Below are 21,877 nucleotides of genomic sequence, written 5' to 3' on the forward strand. Positions count from 1 at the left end.
ATAAGAAAATCCCCCCGCTAGAGGCTAGCGGGGGGATTTTTATGTCGGGAATCAGAGGTTTTTCTCCGTCAGTACCATGTCGATGGCGTTGAGCACGTCGTCGACGTTTTCTTTGGTGATGACAAGGGGCGGCTGGAAGGCCATGACGTTGCGGCCGACGCCGTTCTTGCCGATGATGAAGCCGCGATCCTTGAGGGTCTCTAGAACATCGTCAAGGATTTCCGGTGCTTCACTGCCGTCGGCATGGATGAATTCGGCACCGTCCATAAGGCCGAGGCCGCGGACATCGCCGATGACCGGATGTTTCTTCTGGAGCTCGCGCAGGCCGGCGCGCAGCTGCTCACCGCGCTCCATGGCGTTCTGGGCGAGCTTGTGCTCCTCGATGTAGTCGAGGACAGCGAGCGCTGCCTCGGAAGAAACCGGGTTGCCGCCAAGTGTCGAGGCTCCTGGGCGCGTATAGGTGTCTGCGACTTTACTACTTGCGATAAAGGCCGAAATCGGCGTGCCGTTGCCGAGAGCCTTGGCCATGCACATGATGTCAGGGACGACATCGTAGTTCTCGATGGCAAAGAGCTTGCCCGTGCGCGCAAAGCCCGTCTGGACCTCGTCGATGATCAGCAGCGTGTTGTACTTCTCGAGGATTTCCTTGACGCGCTGGAAGTAGCCCTTCGGCGGTACGACGCAGCCGGCGTTGCCCTGGATCGTCTCGGCGATGAAGGCACCCGGATGGCCCGATGTCGCCGTCTTGATGAGGTCTTCGATGGCGTTGGCGCAGGCGTAGTCGCATTCCGGGAACTTCTTATTCATCGGGCAGCGGTAGCAGTTCGGGTTCGGGGCAAAGTGGATGCCGCCGACCGGTGTCGGTGCCGTGCGCCACATCGTAAGGCCTGTGACGCTCATGCCGAGCTTCGTGCGGCCGTGCAGGCCTTGGCGCAGGGCGATGATTTCGCTGTTGCCGCTGTAGACTTCAGCGAGCAGCAGGGCGCCCTCGGTGGCTTCGGAGCCTGTGGAGCAGAAGAAGGATTTCTGCAGGTCACCCGGCGTGACTGCGGCGAGTTTTTCGGCGAGGTTGACGAAGTTTTCGGTCAGGTAGATGTTGCAGACATGCTGGAGCTTATCGACCTGTGCTTTGATCTTGGCCGTGATTTCGGGATTGCAGTGACCGCAGTTCATGACCGATACCCCGGCGTACATGTCGAGATATTTCTTGCCGTTGCTGTCCCAGAGGTACTGCATCGAGCCTTTGACCATCTGCTGCGGATTCGAGTAGAAATGCGCGAGGCACGGCATGATATATTTCTTTTTCTTTTCGATGATGGCCTCAGGGCCAATGTATTTCTGTTCTTCCATTATGCGTATCCTTTCCTAAACACCCTCCGGCATACTAGGCCCGGAGGGTGTTTTGTTTGTAGCAGTGTTTAGATGGAATTGCGGCTCTGGCGGAAGCGGAAGGTGCCGATACCAAGCTCGCGCGGGCCCTGTTTGAGCTCGTCAAGTTTTGACTGGTCAAATTCCTGACCGGCAGCCAGTGCATCAAGTGCTTCGCGATAGATTTTCGTGACCTTGCCCGTGAATTCCGGCGTGTAGTCCTGCGCCTCGATGCGGTAGGAGGCGATGCCGTTGAATTTCGCAAGATACGGATAGAGGCAGAGATCCTTGGCGAAATAGATATGGTTGCGGCCGAACTGGTCGATGCGGATGGAATGTTTTTCCTTGGCACTGTCCAACAGGGCATAGCGGCGGTCAAGCACCTCGGGGTTGTCGAGCTCGCTGTAATGGGGCAGCGACATGCCCGGGATGTTGTGGTCGCAGATCATAGACTCATAGGAGCCATGGACGATGGTCTCGACGGGAAGCTCGGAGTTTTCGACAATCTCGCGCAGCTGCTCGAAGGAGAGCTCCAGCGAGGAGCAGGCCTGGGTAAGGCCATTTTCCTTGAGGAATTTGGCGGCCAGATGATTGAACAGGTTGAAGGAGACATCGGCCTGGATCGGCAGCTTGGTGTACTGCTTGGCAAGCTTCAGCGAACCGAGGTTGCTGACCATGATGCCGTCGGCGGCAAGCTCCGGGCGTGAGGCAAGCGCCGTCAGGAACTGCTCAAGCTCGCCACATTCGCGGCGCATGGTCGTGCGCGGCGTATTGATGACGACTTTAGCCTTGCCCTTGGCATAGGCGATGATGTCGGCGTATTCGGCCAGCGTCCATGGGTGGAACGGGCGGAAGGCCTCGCCGCCTACGTAGATGACATCGGCGCCGTTATCGACAGCAGCCTTTGCCGCGTCAAGGGTGTTCACGCGGACGCTCAGCGTGCGGTGAGCAGCGTTCTCCTTCTGGATGTCAGCTTCTTTCTTGAGGATCTCATCCTGGAAGCCAGCTTCCTTGACGGCATCGCTGAAGAAACGCGGTTCGCGTTCACCGGTCATGCCGATATCTTTCTTGGTCGGATTGCCAAAGGCAAAGGTGGTCGTGAAGTCCCGGGCGCGGTTCTCGTAGAGGTTCTTCCAGCCTTCCTCGTCAACTTGGTAGCCCATGGGGTCAGCCAGATAGGCATCGATGGCCTTGCGGTAGGTGGAGACGATGCGGCGGATGAACGGTGCCGGACGCATGCGGCCTTCAATCTTGAACGAGAAGACGCCAGCCTGGATCAGCTGCGGGATCGCGCGGTACATGCACATATCCTTGAGGGCCAGCTTGTAAGCGCCGTCGCTGTCCTTGTCCAGGACTTCGCCCGTTTCCTCGTCGATGAGGGAGTAAGCCCAGCGGCAGGGCTTAAGGCAGCGGCCGCGGTTGCCGCTCTGGCCGAAGACGACACCCGAGTGGATGCACTGGCCGCTTTCACTCATGCACATGTCGCCATGCATGAAGTATTCGACCTCGATGCCCGTGCGCTCACGGAACAGGCTGAGCTCGGAAAGGGTCATCTCACGGCCGACAACGATGCGCGTGATGCCGTATTCCTTGAGCTTCTCGATGGCGTGCTCGTTGTGGGTGTTCATCATGACCGACGTATGGATGGGGATGTCGATACCCATCTCATGGACGAGCTCGAGAACGGCGAAATCCTGCACGAGCAGAGCGTCCGGCTTGATTTCGTTGAGGTAGGCGAGGTACTCGCGCAGGGCCGGGATCTCTTCGTCGCTGATGAGGTTGTTGAGGGTGATGTAGAGCTTGACATCATGCTCATGGGTGTAGGCGATGGCCTTCTTGAGCATTTCGTTATCAAAGTTGAAATCGCCTTCGTGCATGCGCATATTGAAGTGCTTGCCGCCGAGGTAGCAGGCATCGGCACCGGACTCGACGCCGGCGACGAGCGCATCCCAAGTGCCGGCCGGAGCCAGCAGCTCTACCGATTTACGATTAAGAATCATGATATAAGTTAACTCCTTTAATAAACTTTCTTAATAACTAATAGACCTAATATATAAGTATAACAGGAATGATAGCAACCAGCAATAATCATATGTATGAATTCGGTCAACTTTAAAATCAATACTAGGTTGACGAAAGGCGGCGCGGTGTTTATAATGAGATTGTTTGCAGGAGGTCAAGGGATGGAGAAGAATCATTTGCGGGCGCTGGCTGAGGTGCTGGCGCGCCTGCAGGGAGAGCGGTTCGCTGGTGCTGTCATCATGCGTGCCGAGTGGTCACTGCTCCCCGCTGGCGAGGGGCAGACCGAGGCGCTGCGGGTGCTGAGAGACCGGCATGGCCTTATGACAGTTTGCTGCCAGGCCGCTGGGGAGCAGCTGCTGGTGACCATGCTGCTGGGGCATGAGCCGGTGCGTCCGGCCGTTGACATGTCAACATCTGACAAGTCAGATCTGACATGTCAGATGGCCGGGCGGGAGCGGTGGAGGATCTCTGCCGCTGAAGTCCGGGCGTTTGCGGCAGCCGTCGGCGATGGAAACAGCATCCATCAAGGGGATGCTCCTGTGATCCCAGGACTGCTGCTGCTGGAAAAGCTCCTTGCGCAGCGTCCCTTGGGGGCAGCGAAGCTGGTGCTGCGCTTTTTCCATGCAGCGTATGCGGGTTTTGTGTTTGTGGACTGGCCAAGCGGGCGGCTTTGGCAGGAGGAGCGCTGTACAGCGGCGTTTGCTTGGCAGGAAATCAAGGTATAGGTTAAGGCAGGTCTTTATTATGCAGAAAGAAACAGTAATGGTATTACCAGAAGAAAAATTCACGGTGCGGCAGATGACGAAGATGGCTCTTTGTCTGGCCTTCTGCTGTGTATCGGCGTTCATCTCGTTCCCGCTGCCGTTCACGCCAGGGCTCGTGACCGCGCTGACCGTTGCGCTTACGGTGACGGCGCTCGTGCTGCCGCCAAAACTTACCTTTATCACGATTGCGGCCTATGTGTTCTTAGGGGCCGTGGGCTTGCCGGTGTTCCCCGGCGGCATGGGCGGCCTTGGCCGTCTCCTGGGGCCGACGGGCGGCTTTTACTTCGGCTGGCCCTTTGTCTGCCTGCTGGTCAGCCTGCTCAAGGGAAAGGCCGTCGGCTTTCGCCGCTATGCGCTGGTGGCAGTGCTCGTCGGTGTGCCGCTGACCTATGTGGGCGGCTTGATCTCGATGATGCTCGTCATGCAGGTCGGGCTTTGGCAGGGACTCATCATGGCGGTGTTTCCCTTCATCCCCGGCGATATCATGAAGGCTCTCTTAGCGGCATTCATCGGCGTGCGGGTCAACAAGATGCTCGCAAACCTCTGAGTTTTGGCGCAGAGGTGGCGCTTGTCATGCCTGCGTCTGTAGCTGGTGGTCAGCGGTGAGCGTGAATGTCCTGGCCGCGAGCGTCCGGGCAAGGCCTGCGTCATGCGTGGCGACAATCAGGGTCTTGCCCGCAGCCTGCAGGGCTTGCAGGAATTCCTGCAGCCAGGCTTGGGCTTTCTCATCGAGGGCGCTGAGGGGCTCGTCGAAGACCCAGATGCTAGGATTCATAGTCAATATGGCGGCGATAGCCGCCTTTTTCTTTTCGCCGCCCGATAGGGTATAGGGCGCGCGCTGGCGCAGATGAGCGAGCTCGAGCAGCTCCAGGGCATCATCGACGCGGCGCTTGATTTCAGCGGGGGCAAGGCCCATCTGCTCAGGACCGAAGGCGAGTTCCTCGGCGACGCTGCCGCAGAAAAGCTGCGCGTCAGGATTCTGCCAGACAAAGCCCACCTGCTGATGGAACCATTTGGAGTAGCGATGGTCGCGCATTCTGCCCGCGGTGATCTCGGTGCCGAGGAACTGATAGGTACCAAGCTCGGGATAGATGAGACCGTTCAGCATGCGCAGCAGCGTGGATTTGCCTGCCCCGTTGGGGCCGCGCAGGAGAACTGTATCGCCCTTGGCGATGGTGAAGTTGATATGACGCAGTACGGGCTCGCCTTCGTAGGCATAGCAGACATCAGCAAAGCGGATCATAGGATAACCTCCAGACGCAGGAAAAGATAAAGATAACCGAAAAGAATCAGGATGAGCAGAGTGTCGCCGCGGCAGAACGCCATGCGGCGGGCTGGCAGGTATTCGCCGGTGAAGCAGCGGCAGGTCATCGCCTCATACATGTCGGCTGACATTTTCTGCGAGCGCAGCAGCAGCGTGCCCAGGATGCCGCCGATGGCTCGCTGCTTATGCGGGTTGCTGCCGACGGAGCGCAGCTTGAGCGCTGTCAGCATATCGCTGGCAATCTCGCCGAGCAGGATGATATAGCGCAGCGTCGTGTCCAAGAGAAAGATGACCGTTTGCGGCACGTGGAAGGCACGCAGGGCCGCCGTGATGTCGTTCCCCGGCAGGAAGGCCCGCAGGATGGCCAGGGCGGTGACGGACAGGAAGGTCTTGGCCGGCAGCAGCAGGACGAGCGGGCCGCTGCCGAGCCAGAGGGCGGGCAGGATGAGCAGCAGGGTGAAGAGTGCGGCGGCAAAGGCCGTCTGGAGTGCCTGCCGCAGCATATGCCCTGGCAGCAGGCAGAGCACGACAAGGGTGAGTGCCAGCTGGCAGAGCAGGAAGGCCGCGGTGTGGGCGGCTGCGCAGCATAGCAGCCAGAAGAACAGGAAACAGAGCGCGCACGGAGCCGAGACGGAACGGCTCCCAGCGGCGCATTGCTGACGGAGGGTGAGCAGCACGGTCAGTACACGCAAAAGAGACCGGGAGATGAAATAGTCCCGGTCCCGATTTGGCTGATAGTGTTCTTCCTGTGTTGCCCATGGAGGAAGTTTCAACATGCAATAAGCCCCTTAGTGTTTGGCGATGGATGTGTCATAATCGGTTGGCGTGTGGAAGAAGGAGGCGAAGGCCTTGAAGGCGAGCACCAGGAGCGCTGTGCCGATGATGGCGGACAGGATATAGCCGAAGGATTCGGGCAGGCCGGCGATGGCATAATCGGGGAACAGGGCGTCAAAGGTGAAGCCATCCTCCATGCCAGCTGGCGTATAGCCAAGTGCAGAGCCGAGGAAATCCTGCTCTGCGAGCTCCTCGGGGTCCCATTCCCCCCAGGCGGTACCCGTGGCGAGCAGCCCCAGCGGCGTGCCGAGGATCAGCAGACCGAGAAGGCCGTAGACAGCCTTGCTGCCCTGGGACTCGTAGCCATCTGTTGCCAGAAGCGCGGGAGAAGCCTGCTTCAGGAAGGCCAGGATGGCTGTGGTGAAGACGACCTCTGCAAGACCGAAAAGCGTCAGGTGGCCGGCCATCATCGCGGGGACGGAAACTGACAGCGGATACGGGCAATAGAGGGCATGGCCTGCGGCGTCCGTGAAGAGCAGCGGCTGGATGCCGAACTCGATGGCGGCGCAGAGTGCGGCCAGATTGATGCCGGCATATGCACCGATACCAGCGGCGACGAGTTCATGCTGGGGCATAGCCTTCTTCAGGAGCTGATAGATGGCCCAGCCGGCAAGCGGCATGACAAATGCCATGTTGAAGCAGTTGGCACCGAAAGCCAGCAGTCCGCCGTCGCCGAAGAAGAGCGCCTGCACGAACAGGGCGACGCTGACGGCAAGGCAGGCCGACCAGGGGCCAAACATGATGGCCAGCAGCACGGCGCCGACGGCGTGGCCAGTCGTGCCGCCCGGCAGCGGCAGGTTGAACATCATACCGAGGAATGAAAAGGCCGCGCCAATTCCCAGCAGCGGCATTTTTTCCCTGGGAATTTCCTGTTTGACTTTTTGCACGGCCAGCCACCAGACCGGTGCCATGACAGCGCCGAATACAGCGCAGGTAGACGGGCTTAGGTAATTTTCTGGAATGTGCATACTATCACTCCTAACATACATATAAGAAAGCAATAAGACCATAATATAGTTTCAGTTTAAAGGATTTTTGCAGAATTTGTAAGCCCCGTGGGGGGATGTGATTTTGCCTTGTGAATTTTTTCGGGAAAATTTGACAATTAGTCCAAACAATAGTAAAATAAATGACAGTTAAAAAAGAATATCGCGATTGGATCAGGTGTCGCAAGACTTAATAGGGAAGCCGGTAAAATCCGGCGCGGTCCCGCCACTGTAACAGCGAGCGACTCCGCAGATATGTCACTGGAGAGGGAAAAAGCCTCTTTGGGAAGGCGCGGAGGAGCGATGAACTGGAGCCAGGAGAACTGCCTGATTGACGATCACCGTTTGACCTGCGAGCGATGGGGATGGGGATCTTGGACGATTTAGTTTAGAAAGAGTCAGGCTTTTACCTGACCGTTAGAACTGAATGTTTTTCAAGATGAGCCTATTTCCGCATGCAGCAGGGAATGGGCTCATTGTGGTATGTATTCTCGCTGTTCTTGACTTTAGGCGAAAGGTTTTTCCTCATGGAATTTTCTGTGGGGAAGAAATTGCTCATACATTTCATTCAGTTCTATGTATTGGCTGCCTTTGTTGCAGCAAGGGTCTCGATTTGTGGAAGGATCGAGACCCTTCTTTTTTTGCCTGGGCGGATGAAATGGAGCATATATTATTCTACCTTTAAAGGGGGAAATGTATATGAGTAATGAAACAAAGACACAGGCAGAGTCGGAACTCGACCTGCAGGCCATTCTGAAGAAGGCCGAGCAGCAGACCGAGTTCCCCGATGTCCCGCTCGACGAATTCACGCCGCCGACGTACGAAGAGTGGAAGGAGAACTGTATCACGCTCCTGAAGGGAGCACCCTTTGAGAAGAAGATGTTCACCAAGACCTACGAGGGAATCACCTTTGACCCGATGTACTTCCGCAATACCACCGAGGAAATCCTTCCACGCACGTCTTTCCCCGGCATGGATGATTTCCTGCGCGGCTCCCGTCCCAATGGCTATATCAAGTCGCCTTGGGGGATCGCCCAGGCCTGCGATGAGACGATGCCGGCAGAGAACAATGAGCTGCTGAAATACGAGCTGGAAAAAGGCTCGACAATCTATCATATCAAACTTGACCAGTCAACCTTGACCGGTCAGGATGCACGCGAGGCGGAAAAGCCGGGCGATGAGGGCTGCAGCGTAACGACGCTGGACGATATGCATGTACTGCTCGATGGACTCAAGCTCGACGAGCAGCCGCTCTACCTCTATGCCGGCCAGACAGCACTGCCGTTGCTGGCGATGGTGGCGGCTGTGCGCCGGGCATCGGGGAAAGACATGCAGGCGGTCTGCGGCTTTATCGGTGCTGATCCCATTGGCGAGCTGGCCGAGCGGGGAACCCTGTCGGCAGCCCTCAGCGATCGCTATGACGAAATGGCGGAGTGCGCCAAATGGGCAATCGCCAATGCGCCGGGGCTGCGCACCATCATGGTCCGCAGCGACGTTTACAGCCGTGGCGGTGCCAGCGATATCCAGGAGGCATCCTATACAATCGATACGGCGGTCACCTATCTGCGGGAGCTGCAGAAACGGGGGCTCTCCATTGATGAGGCGGCCAGCCAGATCATGTTCGGCTTTTCCATGGGGGCCAATTTCTTCCTGCAGATTGCCAAGCTCCGCGCCATGCGGCCAATCTGGGCCCAGATCATCGCGGCCTTTGGCGGCAATACCGAGTCCCAGCGCATGCATGTCCATGCCCGTCCGGCACTCTTTTTTAAGACGGTCTATGACCCCTATGTCAACATGCTTCGCAATACTACGGAAATCTTCTCGGGAGTCGTTGGCGGCATCGATTCCTTCGAGAACGCGCCCTTTGATGAGCCCATCCGCAAGGGAGATGTGTTCTCGCGCCGCATCGCCCGCAATGTACAGGTCATCCTGCAGGAGGAATTCGGTCTGCTGCAGCCAATCGACCCCGCTGGCGGTTCGTGGGCGGTGGAGACGCTGACGAAGCAGGTCAAGGAAAAAATCTGGGAGGCCTTCCAGACGGTGGAGGGTGCAGGCGGTATTGTCGAGGCGCTGAAGGCGGGCAAACCCCAGCAGGCCATCGGCGAAGTGCTGGCGGAGCGGTTCAAGAACGCCGAGCTGCGGCGTGACCGTATCGTTGGCAATAACATGTATCCGAATATGACGGAGAAACTGCTCGATCCGCGCACGGAGGACTGGACGGAAAACAAAAAAGCGCGTACCGAGGCAATTGAAGCGTATCTTGCTGATATCGATGGCAAATACCGTGAGGAGAAGCTGTCGGCGCTGGCGGCTGCTAAAGCCGATTATGTGACGGCGGCTATTGCGGCAGCTGAGGCGGGCGCGACACTCTCCGAGCTTTGGGCGGCTTTGCCGAAGACGGATGAGGTGCCAAGCGTCGAGAAAATCGCGCCGCATCGCTGGAGCGAGCGCTTTGAGGCTCTGCGCCATCGTACGGAAAAATACGCCGCGGAAAAGGGCGATAACGTGCGCATTTTCCTTGCCAATATGGGGCCGATTCCGCAGCATAAGGCAAGAGCGGACTTTACCACGGGCTTTTTGCAGGTCGGTGCCTTCGAGGTACTGCGCAACGATGGCTTCAAGACGACGGACGAGGCTGCTGCTGCTGCCGCTGAATCCGGGGCCGATGCCGTGGTCATCTGCTCGACGGATGCGACCTATCCGGAAATCGTTCCCGATTTAGCGCCGAAACTTCATAAAGTGCTGCCAGAGGCGACGGTCTATCTGGCCGGTGCTGCACCGAAAGATTTGCTCGAAACGTATAACGAGGCGGGCATCGATGATTATATTTCGGTACGGGCCAATTGTTACAAAATCCTGCAATTCCTGCAGCAGAAGAAAGGAATGATGGCATAATGGCAGCGTTCAAGAATCCGGATTTTACGAGCATGAATCTGCGGGAGGCACCGCAGCATACGAAAGAAGAATGGCAGAAGCTCTTTGAACAGCAGGTCAGCGCCAGCTACGACGAGATGACCGCGCGCACGATGGAACATATTCCCGTAAAGCCATTCTATAACCATGATGAATACGACCATATGAATCATCTGGATTTTGCCAGCGGCATTCCGCCCTGCCTGCGCGGGCCGTATTCGACGATGTACGTGTTCCGTCCCTGGACGGTCCGCCAGTATGCGGGCTTTTCGACGGCGGAGGAATCCAATGCCTTCTATCGCCGCAACCTGGCTGCGGGGCAGAAGGGCCTTTCGATTGCCTTTGACCTGCCGACCCATCGCGGCTACGATGCCGACAACCCGCGTGTGCTCGGCGATGTGGGCAAGGCTGGCGTTTCGGTCTGCTCGATGCTCGATATGAACATCTTGTTCTCGGGCATACCGCTTGACCAGATGTCGGTATCGATGACGATGAACGGCGCGGTGCTGCCAATCCTGGCGTTCTATATCCAGTCCGGTATCGAGCAGGGCGTTGACAAGTCCATCATGGCCGGCACGATCCAGAACGATATCTTAAAGGAATTCATGGTGCGTAATACCTATATTTACCCACCGGATATGTCCATGCGTATCATTGGAGATATCTTTGAATACACGACCAAGAACATGCCGAAGTTCAACAGTATCTCGATTTCGGGCTATCATATGCAGGAGGCTGGTGCCACCGCCGATATCGAGCTCGGCTACACGCTGGCCGATGGCCTCGAGTACCTGCGCACAGGTATCAATGCCGGACTGGCCGTCGATGCCTTTGCAAAGCGCCTGTCGTTCTTCTGGGCTATCGGCAAGAACTACTTCATGGAAGTGGCCAAGATGCGGGCGGCGCGCGTTCTCTGGGCAAAAATCGTCAAGTCGTTTGGCGCCGAGAATCCGAAATCCATGGCGCTGCGCACGCACTGCCAGACCTCTGGCTGGTCGCTGACGGCGCAGGACCCGTTCAACAACATTTCACGTACCTGCATGGAGGCTATGGGCGCGGCTCTTGGCCATACGCAGTCGCTGCATACGAATGCACTGGATGAGGCCATCGCACTGCCGACGGACTTCTCGGCCCGCATTGCCCGCAACACCCAGCTCTACATCCAGGATGAGACGCGGGTCTGCAAGATCATCGATCCTTGGGGCGGCTCGTATTACGTTGAGGCATTGACCAACGAGATCATCCGCCGCGCCTGGGCCCATATCCAGGAGGTCGAGTCCCTGGGCGGCATGGCCAAGGCCATCAGCACGGGGCTGCCGAAGATGCGCATCGAGGAGGCCGCGGCCCGCCGGCAGGCCAGAATCGACTCGGGCAATGAGACCATCGTGGGCCTCAACAAATACCGTCTCGACAAGGAAGACCCGCTGGAAATCCTTGCCATCGACAACACGGCGGTGCGCCAGGCCCAGATCGAGCGCCTGGAGAAATGCCGCAGCGAGCGCAACGACGACGATGCGCGCCGCGCGCTGGAGGCCATCACGAAGGCCGCCGACAGCCGCGACAACGGCAACTTGCTCGAATGCGCTGTCGAGGCCGCGCGCGTACGCTGCACGCTCGGTGAGATTTCCGATGCGGTCGAAAAGGTTTCGGGACGCTATCAGGCCGTCATCCATACGATTTCGGGGGTCTACTCGTCGGAGTTCACGAATAAGAGTGCTCTGGAAAAAGCCCGCCACATGGCCGATGAATTCGAGGAGCTCACGGGCCGCCGGCCGCGTATCTTTGTCGCCAAGATGGGCCAGGATGGCCACGACCGCGGCCAGAAAGTCATTGCGTCAAGCTTTGCCGATATGGGCTGGGATGTCGATGTCGGGCCGCTGTTCCAGACGCCAGAGGAAACGGCGCAGGATGCCGTCGATAACGATGTGCATATGGTCGGGTTCAGCTCGCTGGCCGCTGGCCACAATACGCTTTTGCCACAGCTGGTTGAGGAGCTTAAAAAACTCGGCCGCGAGGATATCATGGTCGCCATCGGCGGCGTAATCCCCGTACAGGATTACGATTTCCTCTATGAGCATGGGGCAGTGGCTATCTTTGCGCCGGGGACGAATATCCCCGAAGCTGGCTGCAAGCTGCTGACGCTGCTCATCAACCGGGCGAAAGAAGAGCTCGCAGAAGCATAGGGAGGTAATACGCATGGCACAGAAATATTCGGTCAGCAAACCGAGCTGGGTGCCAGAAGAAAAGGATGAGAAATTTGCCTGCTCGGTCATGGGCGGCATCGAAGGCATCAAGGATACGACAGTCGGCAATATCAATCCGGCCATCAAAAGTGGCAAACTGAAACCCAAACGGCGTTTGGTGCTGACCGAGGATGAATATGTCGAAGGCGTGGCGCGCGGTGACCGCATGACGCTGTCGCGGGCCATTACGCTTATCGAGAGCAACAGCCCGCGTCATTTCAAGAAGGCCCAGCGTGTGCTCCAGCGGCTGCTGCCGCGCACGGGCAAAGCATTGCGCATCGGCATCACGGGCGTGCCGGGCGCTGGCAAGAGCACGATGATCGAGGCGCTAGGCAATATGCTCTGTGATGCGGGGCATCGCGTGGCAATCCTGACGGTCGATCCGACAAGCTCGGTTACGAAAGGCTCGATTCTTGGCGACAAGACGCGCATGGGGACGCTCTCACGCCGGCCCGAGGCTTTTATCCGCCCGTCGCCGGCCGGTGGCACTTTGGGCGGCGTAGCCCGCAAGAGCCGCGAGACCATGCTGATGTGTGAGGCTGCCGGCTACGATATCATTCTCATCGAGACGGTCGGTGTCGGCCAGTCCGAAACGACGGTGCGGTCGATGGTGGATTTCTTTATGCTCGTGGTGCTTACTGGTGCTGGCGATGAACTGCAAGGCATCAAAAAAGGCATCATGGAACTGGCCGATGCCATCGTCATCAACAAGGCCGATGGCGATAACCTCGTCAAGGCCAAGGTGGCCCGCGGCGAATTCGAGCGCATGATCGAATACATCCGTCCGGCTACGCCAGGCTGGCCCACGCATGCATATCTGGCCTCAGCCATCGAAAAGACGGGGCTCGAAGAGCTCTGGGAGGTCATGCAGGCCTTTGAACAGATGACCAAGAAAAGCGGCGTCTTCCAAAAGCGCCGCGATGGCCAGCTGCTCGACTGGATGCATAGCATGATCGATGAACATCTGCATAACCTGTTCCTCGAAGATCCGGTCATCAAGGGCCGGATGCCCGAGGTAAAGGACGCGGTCCTTGACGGCACGATTTCGCCGACGCAGGCAGTGGCCGAGCTCATCGGCATGTTTGATGTACAGCGGGCGGCCGCAAGGCAGGACGATCTGTTCCATCCGCGCGAAGACAAGGGAGGCGGATGCTAGGCATGTACACGAAAAAGATCTACTTTTCGGGCGGCGATTTCCACGAATTGCAGGCGATATTCACGGGCTTGCCCGGTGTCGTGTCCACGCGGACCGGCTATCTAAGAGGAGAGGGTAACGACGATGAGGTGCATGGCATCGAAGTCGAGTACAATCCGAAAAAAGTGGATCTCTCCATGCTGATGGATATCCTATTCGCCGTCGTGACACCATACCGTCCCGATGGACAGGGCAAGGCGATTGGCAAAGAATTCCGTGCCGGCGTCTGGTACACCGATGCCGAAGACGAGCCGCAGCTGCAGTTTTACATGCACTTTCTGGCGAATCGCGGCAAACCGCCAGCAGCAACGGGGGCCGGCCTTACCATCAACGACCCCAACAGCAAAGCCGTACGGAAATGCTACGCCAAGGCTGTGCTACTCACAGATTTCCGCGTAGCTGCTGAAGAGCATCAACAATACTTTACCAAGCATCCTGATGCGGAATCGTTTATCGATTGGAAAGCGTTTCGGGAGCAGGTGAGGTACTAGCTGACAAAAAATAGGGGAAACAACCAGTAGAAGACAAGAAGAGCCGGCAATCCGAGTGGTCAATTAGACCACCCCGATTGCCGGCTCTTTTGGTGGAGGAAGCAGTATAGGGCTTTTAACTGTTTTTTCAACACTTGTCAGCAGTTGACTGGTCAATTTGCCATGGGGGTGTCGCTTTTTAGCAGGAAATCCCGGATATTCATATGAATGATGCCGTCACGGCTCATGTCAAATTCATCTAATGACAGAACATATTTAGGATAGTTATCGCGGATAGTCTGGTAAACGCCGAATTCACGTTCAATGGTTTCCGGCGATGCCAGTAGGTAGGAGACTTGGATATAGATGCGCTCAGATTGGCGCTCGGCAATAAAGTCGATTTCTTTCTCGCCAGCTTTACCGACGGTTACGTTGTAACCACGTCGTTTGAGCTCAAGGAAGACAATGTTTTCCAAGATGAGGTTGATATCCTGCATGTTGCCGCCGATGACAGCTTCGCGGATGCCGTGGTCGGCCAGATAGTATTTTTCTTGAATGCTCAGGATTTTCTTGCCCACGAGATCTTGTCGCTTTACGGGATAGAAGAGAAATGCTTCGTTGCCAGCATGCAGGTAGTTCAGTACGGTTTCTGGCGATACTTTGCGGCCTTCGCTTTTCAGGTATTTGGATATGGTTGTGGCCGAGAAAGTATTGCCAATATTGGCTGTCACATAGGCGAGAATGCGTTCCAGCAGGTCTACATCACGAATCTGCTTCCGGCGAATGATATCTTTTAGCTCTACGGCATTGTATAAATCTCGGAGATATTGTTTGACTGGATCGTCCTGGTATTGGAGGTTCCAAAGATAGGGCATGCCACCGTAGAGAAGGTATTGGCGGAAACAATCTGTTGTTGACCGGCCAGGCTGTGACTCTTGGACTAAGTCAACAAACTCACGGAATGAGAAGGGATACATGATGAACTCTACATAGCGGCCGGCTAAATATGTGGACAATTCTCCAGAAAGCAGTTTGGAATTTGAACCGGTGATGTAGATGTCGCAATCCATATCTACCCGGAAGGAATTGATGGCCTTTTCCCATTCATGGACTTCTTGGATTTCATCGAAAAAGAGATATACTTTTCCTGTGTGTCCCTTGGTTTTTTCTAGGACATCTTGATGGAGAGCCTTCGCAGTGCAGAGGTGCGATAAAGTCATGGACTCAAAATTGTAGGAAAATATTGCTTTTGCAGGAATTCCATCTTTCATTAGTTCTTGCTGGATGAGTTCTAACATGACCGATTTGCCGCAGCGGCGGATGCCGGTGATGACCTTTATCAGGTCTTTATTCATGAAGGGACGTATTCTTTTCAGATATAAGTCGCGCTTTACCATATAACCATCCTTTCATAAGTTATAACTGATAAAAATATGACTATTAACAATTTTATCAGTTATAACTGATAAAAACAATATGAACAAGAAAAATGTCATTTATAGTTGATGAAACTACAGAAATTGCTGCTGCCGATTTGCAAAAAGCGGCTATCTATGTTACACTTTAACGTATCGTGACGATGAAAAAGAAGAGTAGGCTCGCAGAACATCTTTAGAGAGTCCCCGGCTGGTGGAAAGGGGATGGTGCGGCGGGGTGAACGTTCGCTTTGGAGTCTTCGGAGGAAATGCCGGACGTAGGACTGCGTTAAAGTCATTTGAGTGAGAAATCAGGGTGGTACCGCGAATTCATGCCTTCGCCCCTCGTGCGCTGTTGCGCAAGAGGCGAGGGCTTTTTTGATATTAGGAGGTTATTCGATGGAAGAGAAGATTGCACAGCTGAAGGCCGAAGCTGCCGCAGCCGTCAAGGGCGCCGCTGATGTGGCTGCCTTAAACGATATCCGCGTCAAATATCTGGGCAAGAAGGGCGAGTTCACCGCGATCCTGCGCGGCATGGGCAGCCTCAGCCCGGAGGAGCGCCCGAAGGTCGGCGCTATCGTCAACGCCGCCAAGGGCGAGATTGAAAGCCTTATCGGCGAGCAGAATGAGGCTCTCAAGGCCAAGGAGTTGGAAGCAAGACTGGCCAGCGAGCGCATCGATGTGACGCTGCCGGGGCGCAATGTGCCGATGGGCCATCTGCATCCGCTGACGCTGACGCTTGAGCGCATCAAGGATATTTTTGTGCATATGGGCTTCAGTGTGGAAGAAGGCCCTGAAATCGAGCGCGATTACTTTAACTTCGAGGCGCTGAACCTGCCGAAGGATCATCCGGCCCGCGATATGCAGGATTCCTTCTATATCACGGAAGAGATTCTTATGCGTTCGCAGACGTCGCCGGTTCAGGCCCGCACAATGCAGAGCAACGAACCGAATAAACCGATTCGCATGATTGCACCGGGCCGCGTGTATCGCCGCGATGAGTACGATGCGACGCATTCGCCGATGTTCACGCAGGTCGAAGGCCTTGTCATCGACGAGGGCATCAGCCTGGCGGACCTCAAGGGTACGCTGGAGCTTTTCCTGCATCAGATTTTCAACGAGAATGTCGGTGTCCGTTTCCGCCCGAGCTTCTTCCCGTTCACGGAGCCGTCGGCTGAAGTCGATATTTCCTGTGTCATGTGCCATGGCGAAGGCTGCAAGGTCTGCAAGGGCACGGGCTGGCTCGAAATCCTCGGTGCCGGCATGGTTCATCCGCATGTCCTCGAGATGAGCGGCTACGATCCGAAGAAGGTCAGCGGTTTTGCGTTCGGCATGGGTGTTGAGCGTATCGCTATGTTGTCCTACGGTGTCGATGACCTGCGCTTGTTCTACGATAACGACACGCGTTTCCTGAGCCAGTTCTGAGATTGAGGAGGTTATACGATGCAGGTTTCCATTAAATGGCTGAACGATTACATTAAATTCAACGAGACGGCAGAAGAACTTGCCGATAAATATACGATGTCCGGCGTGCCGGTCGAAAACGTCATCCGCGCGGACGAAGGCCTTGACAAGGTCGTGACGGGGCGGATTGAAAAACTCGAGGCACATCCGGATTCGGATCATCTGCAGATCTGCCAGATGAATGTGGGCGAAAAAGATCTCATCCAGATTATTACGGGCGCTCAGAATGTCAAAGAGGGCCAGATCGTGCCGGTGGCTATGATTGGCGCGCATCTGCCCAATGGCCTTCATATCAAGAAAGGCAAGCTGCGCGGCCTGCCGTCCAACGGCATGCTCTGCTCGGCCGATGAGCTCCACATGGATCTCGACAAACTGCCGGAGGAGCAGAAGAACGGCATCTACATCCTGCCGGCGGATACGCCAGTTGGCGTGCCGGCCAAAGATGTGCTGGGCCTTGACGATGTGGTGCTGGAGTTCGAGCTCACGGCCAACCGCGGCGACTGCTTCAGCGTTATGGGCCTCGTGCGCGAGGCGGCGGTACTCACGGGCAATGAGCCCCATTATCCGGAAATCAAGGTCAATGAGGACGATGAGGCCCAGGCGGCTGACATGATTAAAATCGGCATTGATGCCAAGGACCTCTGCGACCGTTTCTCGGCGCGCGTTCTGAAAAACGTCAAGATTGGCCCGTCGCCGGAGTGGATGCAGCAGCGCCTGGAGGGAGCTGGCATCCGCGCCATCAACAATGTCGTCGATGTCACGAATTTTGTCATGATCGAGCTCGGCCAGCCGATGCATGCCTACGACTATGATGAAATCAAGGGGCAGCAGCTGACGGCCCGCGTGGCTAAAGCGGGCGAGAACCTCCATACGCTCGATGATTCGTCGCGCGTGGCTAAGGGAACGGAGCTTGTCATTGCCGATGCTGAGAAGCCGGCAGGTCTCGCTGGTGTCATGGGCGGTCTCGAGACGGAAGTCACCGAGAAGACTACGACGGTTGTTCTCGAGGCAGCTTCGTTCTACGGTCCGAACATTCGCCGTACGTCACGCAGCTGCGGCCTGCATTCTGAGGCATCGGGCCGCTTCGAGCGCGGGGTCGATGTAACGAATACGCCGCGAGCCCTCGACCGTGCGGCCCAGCTCCTGCAGGAAATGGGCGCCTGCACGGTTACGAAGGGCATCGTCGATGTTTATCCGCAGCCGAAAGAGCCGGTCAAGATTGACTTCACGGCGGAGCAGATCAACAAGCGCCTGGGCACGAAGCTGGCTGGGGCTAAGATGGTCGAGATTCTTGAAAGCCTTGGCTTTGCCATCGAGGAAAAAGGCGCGGAGGTCTATACGGCTACGGTTCCGTCCTGGCGTAATGACTGCACCTATATGGAGGATCTTTCCGAGGAAGTTTCGCGTATCTATGGCTTTGATAATATCCTGTCGACGTCGCCGCGCGGCAGCATCATGCAGGGCCGTCAGAGCGATCGCCAGAACTTCATCGATAAAATCAAGCATGTGCTCGCCAGCCTTGGCATGACGGAGGAGCTGTCGTTCAGCTTCACGAGCACCGAGATGTTTGATAAGATGCAGGTGCCGGCCGATAGTCCGCTTCGCCAGGCTATCCCCATAATGAATCCGTTGACCGATGATGCACCGCTGGTCCGCACGAGCTTGCTGACGAGCATCATGGAAAATGCCGTGCGCAACTTTGCGCGCAAGAATACCGATATCCGCCTGTTCGACGTGGCGCCGGTATTCTTCCCGAAGGCCCTGCCGGTTACGGAGCTGCCCGATGAGGTCATCAAGCTGACTGGCCTTATCACGGGCCGTCGTCATCCGTTTGGCTGGAACCAGGGAAATGAGATGGTGGACTTCTACGATATGAAGGGCATCGTCGAGGAACTCTTCCAGGCGTTGTCGATTGCTGGCTATACGGTTGAGGCTGGCGAGCATTTCGCCCTGCATCCGGGCAAGACGGCCCTCTTCAAGAAGGGCCGCGAGGTTATCGCGACGGTGGGTGAGCTGCATCCGGCTGTGGCCGCGAACTTCGGTATCAAGCAGAAGGTCTATCTCTTTGAGATGGATGTCGAGACGCTGATGAAATACACGGCCAAGAACTTCCATTACGAGTCGCTGCCGAAATATCCGGCCATCGCGCGTGATCTGGCTATCGTTGTCGATGAGACGGTCGCTGAGGGTGAAATCAAGGCAGTCATCGAGAAGAACGGCGGCAAGTTCTTCTGCGGCGTGACGCTGTTCGATGTCTACACGGGCGAACATGTTGCTGCGGGCAAGAAGAGCCTGGCCTTTAATCTCAAGTTCCAGTCGAAGGACAAGACACTGACCGATGAGGAGGCCGATGCAGGCTTCAACAGCATCCTCAAGGCCGTTGAGGACAAGTTCCAGGCGGAACTGCGCGCGTAAGGAGATCCGCTATGGCAGATGAAAAAAAGAAACCGTCGGAGCGCGTTGTCGTAGAGATCTATGGCAACAGTTATCCGCTGCGCACGGATAATCCGCAGCACATGCGGAAGCTGGCGGCCGAACTCGACAAGAAGATGAAGTTCATGTCGCGGGCCGTTCGCAGTTTCGATGACCGCAAGATCGCGGTGCTCACAGCGCTGCAGCTGGCGGAGGAGTACTATCAGCTCAAGCAGGATTACGATGAGCTGGTAGAGCTGATCGAGGATAAATAAAATATTTTTAAGAAAAATAGAACCAAGTGGAGGCTTGGTTCTATTTTTTTGTCTTTGGGGCAGGAATCGTGAGATTTCTAGCGAAATAAACATATAAAACATCATCGAAGGGATAATAAAGGGATACCTTCGTAAAAAGGTAAAGGAGTGTTTTATAATGGGATGGATGAATAATTTACGGGTGGCTTACAAGCTGCTGATCTTAGCGGTAGTTGCCGTCATCGGCATGAGCTTTATCGGCTGGAATGGCTACTCAGCTGTCACCAAGGCACAGCGGGATATGGAAGTGATGTATGAAGGAACGGTCAAAGGTATCGATGCGGTCGGCAAGGCCGGCTATGGTATCCGTTATGCCCAGGGCATGGCGGTTATTGCAACGACGGTCAAAAACAATCCGCAGCGGCTGCAGGACCTCAAGGGCAAGTATGAGGCCGGCGTCAAAACGGTAGATGACAGTATTGCTGCCTATGATGCAATCCCGCATAAAATTGCTGGCGAAGACCCGATCATGGACAAGGTCAAGAAGGATTGGGCCGCTTTGAAGACGAACCTTGGCGAAGCGGTGGCTTTAAGCATGGAGGGCAAGAACGAAGAAGCGCTGGCTCATTACGAGAAAACTGGTTCGCCGCTGGCAGCAGCCTTGGGAAAGGAACTAGGTGAACTGTCAGAGCTCAACAGCAAACATGCTGAGGAGCTCAATACGCAGAATGATATTGACTCAGCTGCGGCTGTTCGCAATACGGTCATCCAGCTGCTGGTCACGCTGATTATCCTGATTGCCTGCGCACTTTGGATCACGAAGGAAATCACGAATCCGCTCGAGAAGATGATGATGTCCCTGGACCGTCTCGAGGGGGGCGATTTCAGCGATCATGCGCGCACGATCATGCGCGGTGATGAATTCGGCCAGATGGCAGATAAGGTTGCATCGGTTCGCATGAGCCTCAACAAGCTCATGCGTGAGACGAGCTCGACGGCAGAGCAGCTGGCGGCGTCGTCCGAGGAGCTTACGGCAAGCTCGCACCAGTCGGCGCAGGCGTCGGAGCAGGTGGCCCAGTCGGTGACGAATGCTGCTGGCGCTGTTGCTGAACAGCAGCAGGATGTCGGCGATACCATCGATGCCATCGATAAGACGGCGGCTGCAATCAACCGCCTGAACCAGACGGCGAAGGAAGTCTCGGATCATGCTGCTGTTACGAATGACGCAGCAACGAGCGGCAATGAGTCCGTAAAACAGGCAGTCGAGCAGATCGAAAGCGTTGCCCGCATTGTCAACACTTCGGCAGCTACGGTCGACAAGCTCGGCCAGAGCTCCCAGGAAATCGGCCAGATCGTCGAGACGATTTCGGCTATCGCCGAGCAGACGAACCTCTTGGCACTCAATGCCGCAATCGAGGCTGCCCGTGCCGGTGAGCATGGCCGTGGGTTCGCCGTCGTTGCCGATGAGGTAAGAAAACTCGCTGAGGAATCGCAGGAAGCAGCGCAGCGCATCACGAGCCTTATCAATGGCATCCAGGGCGATACGGCCGAGGCAGTACGCTCGATGCAGGCTGGCAGCGATGCGGTCAAGGAGGGCACGCAGTCCGTCGAAGAGCTGCGCGAGAACTTCGCCAGCATCCGCGATGCGGCACTGGCTATGGCAGAACAGGCCAAGGCTATGTCGATGGAAATCCGCTCGGTATCGGAGGAGACCGAGGTCGTCAAGGAGAAATCCGACGGTATCCTCAAGAAGGGCGGCATGGTCGCTTCGGAGATGGAAAGCGTATCGGCAGCATCCGAGCAGCAGTCGGCATCGGCAACAGAAATCGCCGACGCCAGCACGTCACTGGCGAACCTTGCACAGAGCTTGCAGAATTCGCTGCAGAAATTCAGATTCTGACAGTATAACAGGGAATGGGAAAGCCCCGCTGGATCTTGGTGTGCTCCCCGTCAAGTGGACAGGTAAAAAAATAAAAATATTCATTGCTGCTCGCAACTAATGCGAGCAGCTTTTTTCATGCAGCTCCAACCAGTTTTTCGTGGTACTCACTTGGGGTTCGTATGCCTAAATGACGCTGTGGTCTGTCATAAGTGTAATATCTTATATATTCCTCAATTGACTCAACCAACTCTTGCCGGGAAGTAAATCTGCGCCTGTAGTACATCTCGCGCTTCAAGATACCCCAGAAGCCTTCCATGGGGCCATTGTCTAGGCAATGTGCTACACGGGACATGCTTTGTGTCATACCAGCCTGTTCAATTTTGGCGCGGAA

General features: G+C 56.2%; 17 protein-coding genes, 1 riboswitch and 1 other annotated feature. Of the genes, 10 read left to right on the forward strand and 7 right to left on the reverse strand.

Annotated elements, in window-relative coordinates:
- Nucleotides 1-51: 51 nt before the first annotated feature.
- Together BM181_RS06440 and BM181_RS06445 are read right to left on the reverse strand one after the other, a co-directional pair.
- The gene (locus BM181_RS06440; RefSeq protein ID WP_075443113.1) at nt 52-1,350 is read right to left on the reverse strand and encodes an aspartate aminotransferase family protein; all 1,299 of its coding nucleotides are present in this window, start codon (nt 1,348-1,350) and stop codon (nt 52-54) included.
- Between the two features lie 68 nt (nt 1,351-1,418).
- On the reverse strand, nt 1,419-3,368 hold the full coding sequence (locus BM181_RS06445; RefSeq protein WP_075443115.1) for a peptidase U32 family protein: 1,950 nt from the start codon (nt 3,366-3,368) through the stop codon (nt 1,419-1,421).
- 183 nt (nt 3,369-3,551) lie between these two features.
- On the opposite strand from BM181_RS06445, the gene BM181_RS06450 reads away from it, so the two are divergent.
- The gene (locus tag BM181_RS06450) at nt 3,552-4,115 is read left to right on the forward strand and encodes a hypothetical protein (RefSeq protein ID WP_075443117.1); all 564 of its coding nucleotides are present in this window, start codon (nt 3,552-3,554) and stop codon (nt 4,113-4,115) included.
- 19 nt (nt 4,116-4,134) lie between these two features.
- Nucleotides 4,135-4,701: a biotin transporter BioY gene (locus BM181_RS06455; RefSeq protein WP_075443119.1), complete on the forward strand. Its 567-nt coding sequence runs from the start codon at nt 4,135-4,137 to the stop codon at nt 4,699-4,701.
- A 24-nt stretch (nt 4,702-4,725) separates the two neighbouring features.
- Here BM181_RS06455 and BM181_RS06460 read toward each other — a convergent pair whose 3' ends face one another.
- Genes BM181_RS06460 through cbiM form a run of 3 tightly spaced genes read right to left on the reverse strand, consistent with a single transcriptional unit; the run spans nt 4,726 to nt 7,220 of the window.
- Nucleotides 4,726-5,397, reverse strand: a complete 672-nt coding sequence (locus BM181_RS06460) for an energy-coupling factor ABC transporter ATP-binding protein (RefSeq protein ID WP_075443121.1) — start codon at nt 5,395-5,397, stop codon at nt 4,726-4,728.
- Complete coding sequence (locus BM181_RS06465; RefSeq protein ID WP_218150099.1) at nt 5,394-6,194, reverse strand: energy-coupling factor transporter transmembrane component T; 801 nt, start codon at nt 6,192-6,194, stop codon at nt 5,394-5,396. Before BM181_RS06465 ends, BM181_RS06460 begins: the two co-directional genes overlap by 4 nt.
- 12 nt (nt 6,195-6,206) lie before the next feature.
- On the reverse strand, nt 6,207-7,220 hold the full coding sequence (gene cbiM, locus BM181_RS06470) for a cobalt transporter CbiM (protein WP_075443123.1): 1,014 nt from the start codon (nt 7,218-7,220) through the stop codon (nt 6,207-6,209).
- Between the two features lie 177 nt (nt 7,221-7,397).
- A riboswitch (cobalamin riboswitch) is annotated at nt 7,398-7,583 on the forward strand.
- A gap of 354 nt (nt 7,584-7,937) precedes the next feature.
- On the opposite strand from cbiM, the gene BM181_RS06480 reads away from it, so the two are divergent.
- The 4 genes from BM181_RS06480 to BM181_RS06495 are packed head-to-tail and all read left to right on the forward strand — an operon-like array spanning nt 7,938 to nt 14,080.
- Nucleotides 7,938-10,133: a methylmalonyl-CoA mutase family protein gene (locus tag BM181_RS06480; RefSeq protein WP_075443127.1), complete on the forward strand. Its 2,196-nt coding sequence runs from the start codon at nt 7,938-7,940 to the stop codon at nt 10,131-10,133.
- The gene (scpA, locus tag BM181_RS06485) at nt 10,133-12,334 is read left to right on the forward strand and encodes a methylmalonyl-CoA mutase (RefSeq protein ID WP_075443129.1); all 2,202 of its coding nucleotides are present in this window, start codon (nt 10,133-10,135) and stop codon (nt 12,332-12,334) included. Before BM181_RS06480 ends, scpA begins: the two co-directional genes overlap by 1 nt.
- A gap of 13 nt (nt 12,335-12,347) precedes the next feature.
- Complete coding sequence (gene meaB / locus BM181_RS06490) at nt 12,348-13,550, forward strand: methylmalonyl Co-A mutase-associated GTPase MeaB (RefSeq protein ID WP_075443131.1); 1,203 nt, start codon at nt 12,348-12,350, stop codon at nt 13,548-13,550.
- Nucleotides 13,551-13,552: 2 nt separating this feature from the next.
- Nucleotides 13,553-14,080, forward strand: coding sequence for a peptide-methionine (S)-S-oxide reductase (locus tag BM181_RS06495; RefSeq protein WP_075443133.1), 528 nt, complete (start codon nt 13,553-13,555; stop codon nt 14,078-14,080).
- Between the two features lie 152 nt (nt 14,081-14,232).
- Here the strand turns inward: BM181_RS06495 and BM181_RS06500 are convergent, their stop codons facing one another.
- Nucleotides 14,233-15,414 carry an ATP-binding protein gene (locus BM181_RS06500; RefSeq protein WP_218150100.1) on the reverse strand — a complete coding sequence of 394 codons (1,182 nt, stop codon included), beginning with the start codon at nt 15,412-15,414 and terminating at the stop codon, nt 14,233-14,235.
- A 215-nt stretch (nt 15,415-15,629) separates the two neighbouring features.
- Nucleotides 15,630-15,823 (forward strand) — a binding site (T-box leader).
- Nucleotides 15,824-15,873: 50 nt separating this feature from the next.
- Here BM181_RS06500 and pheS point away from each other — a divergent pair.
- From pheS to BM181_RS06520, 4 genes are all read left to right on the forward strand, one after another.
- Complete coding sequence (gene pheS, locus BM181_RS06505; RefSeq protein ID WP_075443137.1) at nt 15,874-16,899, forward strand: phenylalanine--tRNA ligase subunit alpha; 1,026 nt, start codon at nt 15,874-15,876, stop codon at nt 16,897-16,899.
- 18 nt (nt 16,900-16,917) lie between these two features.
- On the forward strand, nt 16,918-19,353 hold the full coding sequence (pheT, locus tag BM181_RS06510; protein WP_075443139.1) for a phenylalanine--tRNA ligase subunit beta: 2,436 nt from the start codon (nt 16,918-16,920) through the stop codon (nt 19,351-19,353).
- Between the two features lie 11 nt (nt 19,354-19,364).
- A complete protein-coding gene (locus tag BM181_RS06515; protein ID WP_075443141.1) occupies nt 19,365-19,625 on the forward strand; it encodes a cell division protein ZapA in 261 nt (86 codons plus the stop codon).
- A gap of 157 nt (nt 19,626-19,782) precedes the next feature.
- Nucleotides 19,783-21,504, forward strand: coding sequence for a methyl-accepting chemotaxis protein (locus BM181_RS06520; protein ID WP_075443143.1), 1,722 nt, complete (start codon nt 19,783-19,785; stop codon nt 21,502-21,504).
- Between the two features lie 115 nt (nt 21,505-21,619).
- On the opposite strand, the gene BM181_RS06525 is transcribed toward BM181_RS06520, so the two are convergent.
- Nucleotides 21,620-21,877 (reverse strand): IS3 family transposase (locus BM181_RS06525; RefSeq protein WP_143092125.1); only part of this gene is annotated, 258 nt, incomplete at its 5' end.

Source organism: Pseudoselenomonas ruminantium (assembly GCF_900113715.1).
In the GTDB taxonomy this organism is placed as follows: domain Bacteria; phylum Bacillota; class Negativicutes; order Selenomonadales; family Selenomonadaceae; genus Selenomonas_A; species Selenomonas_A caprae.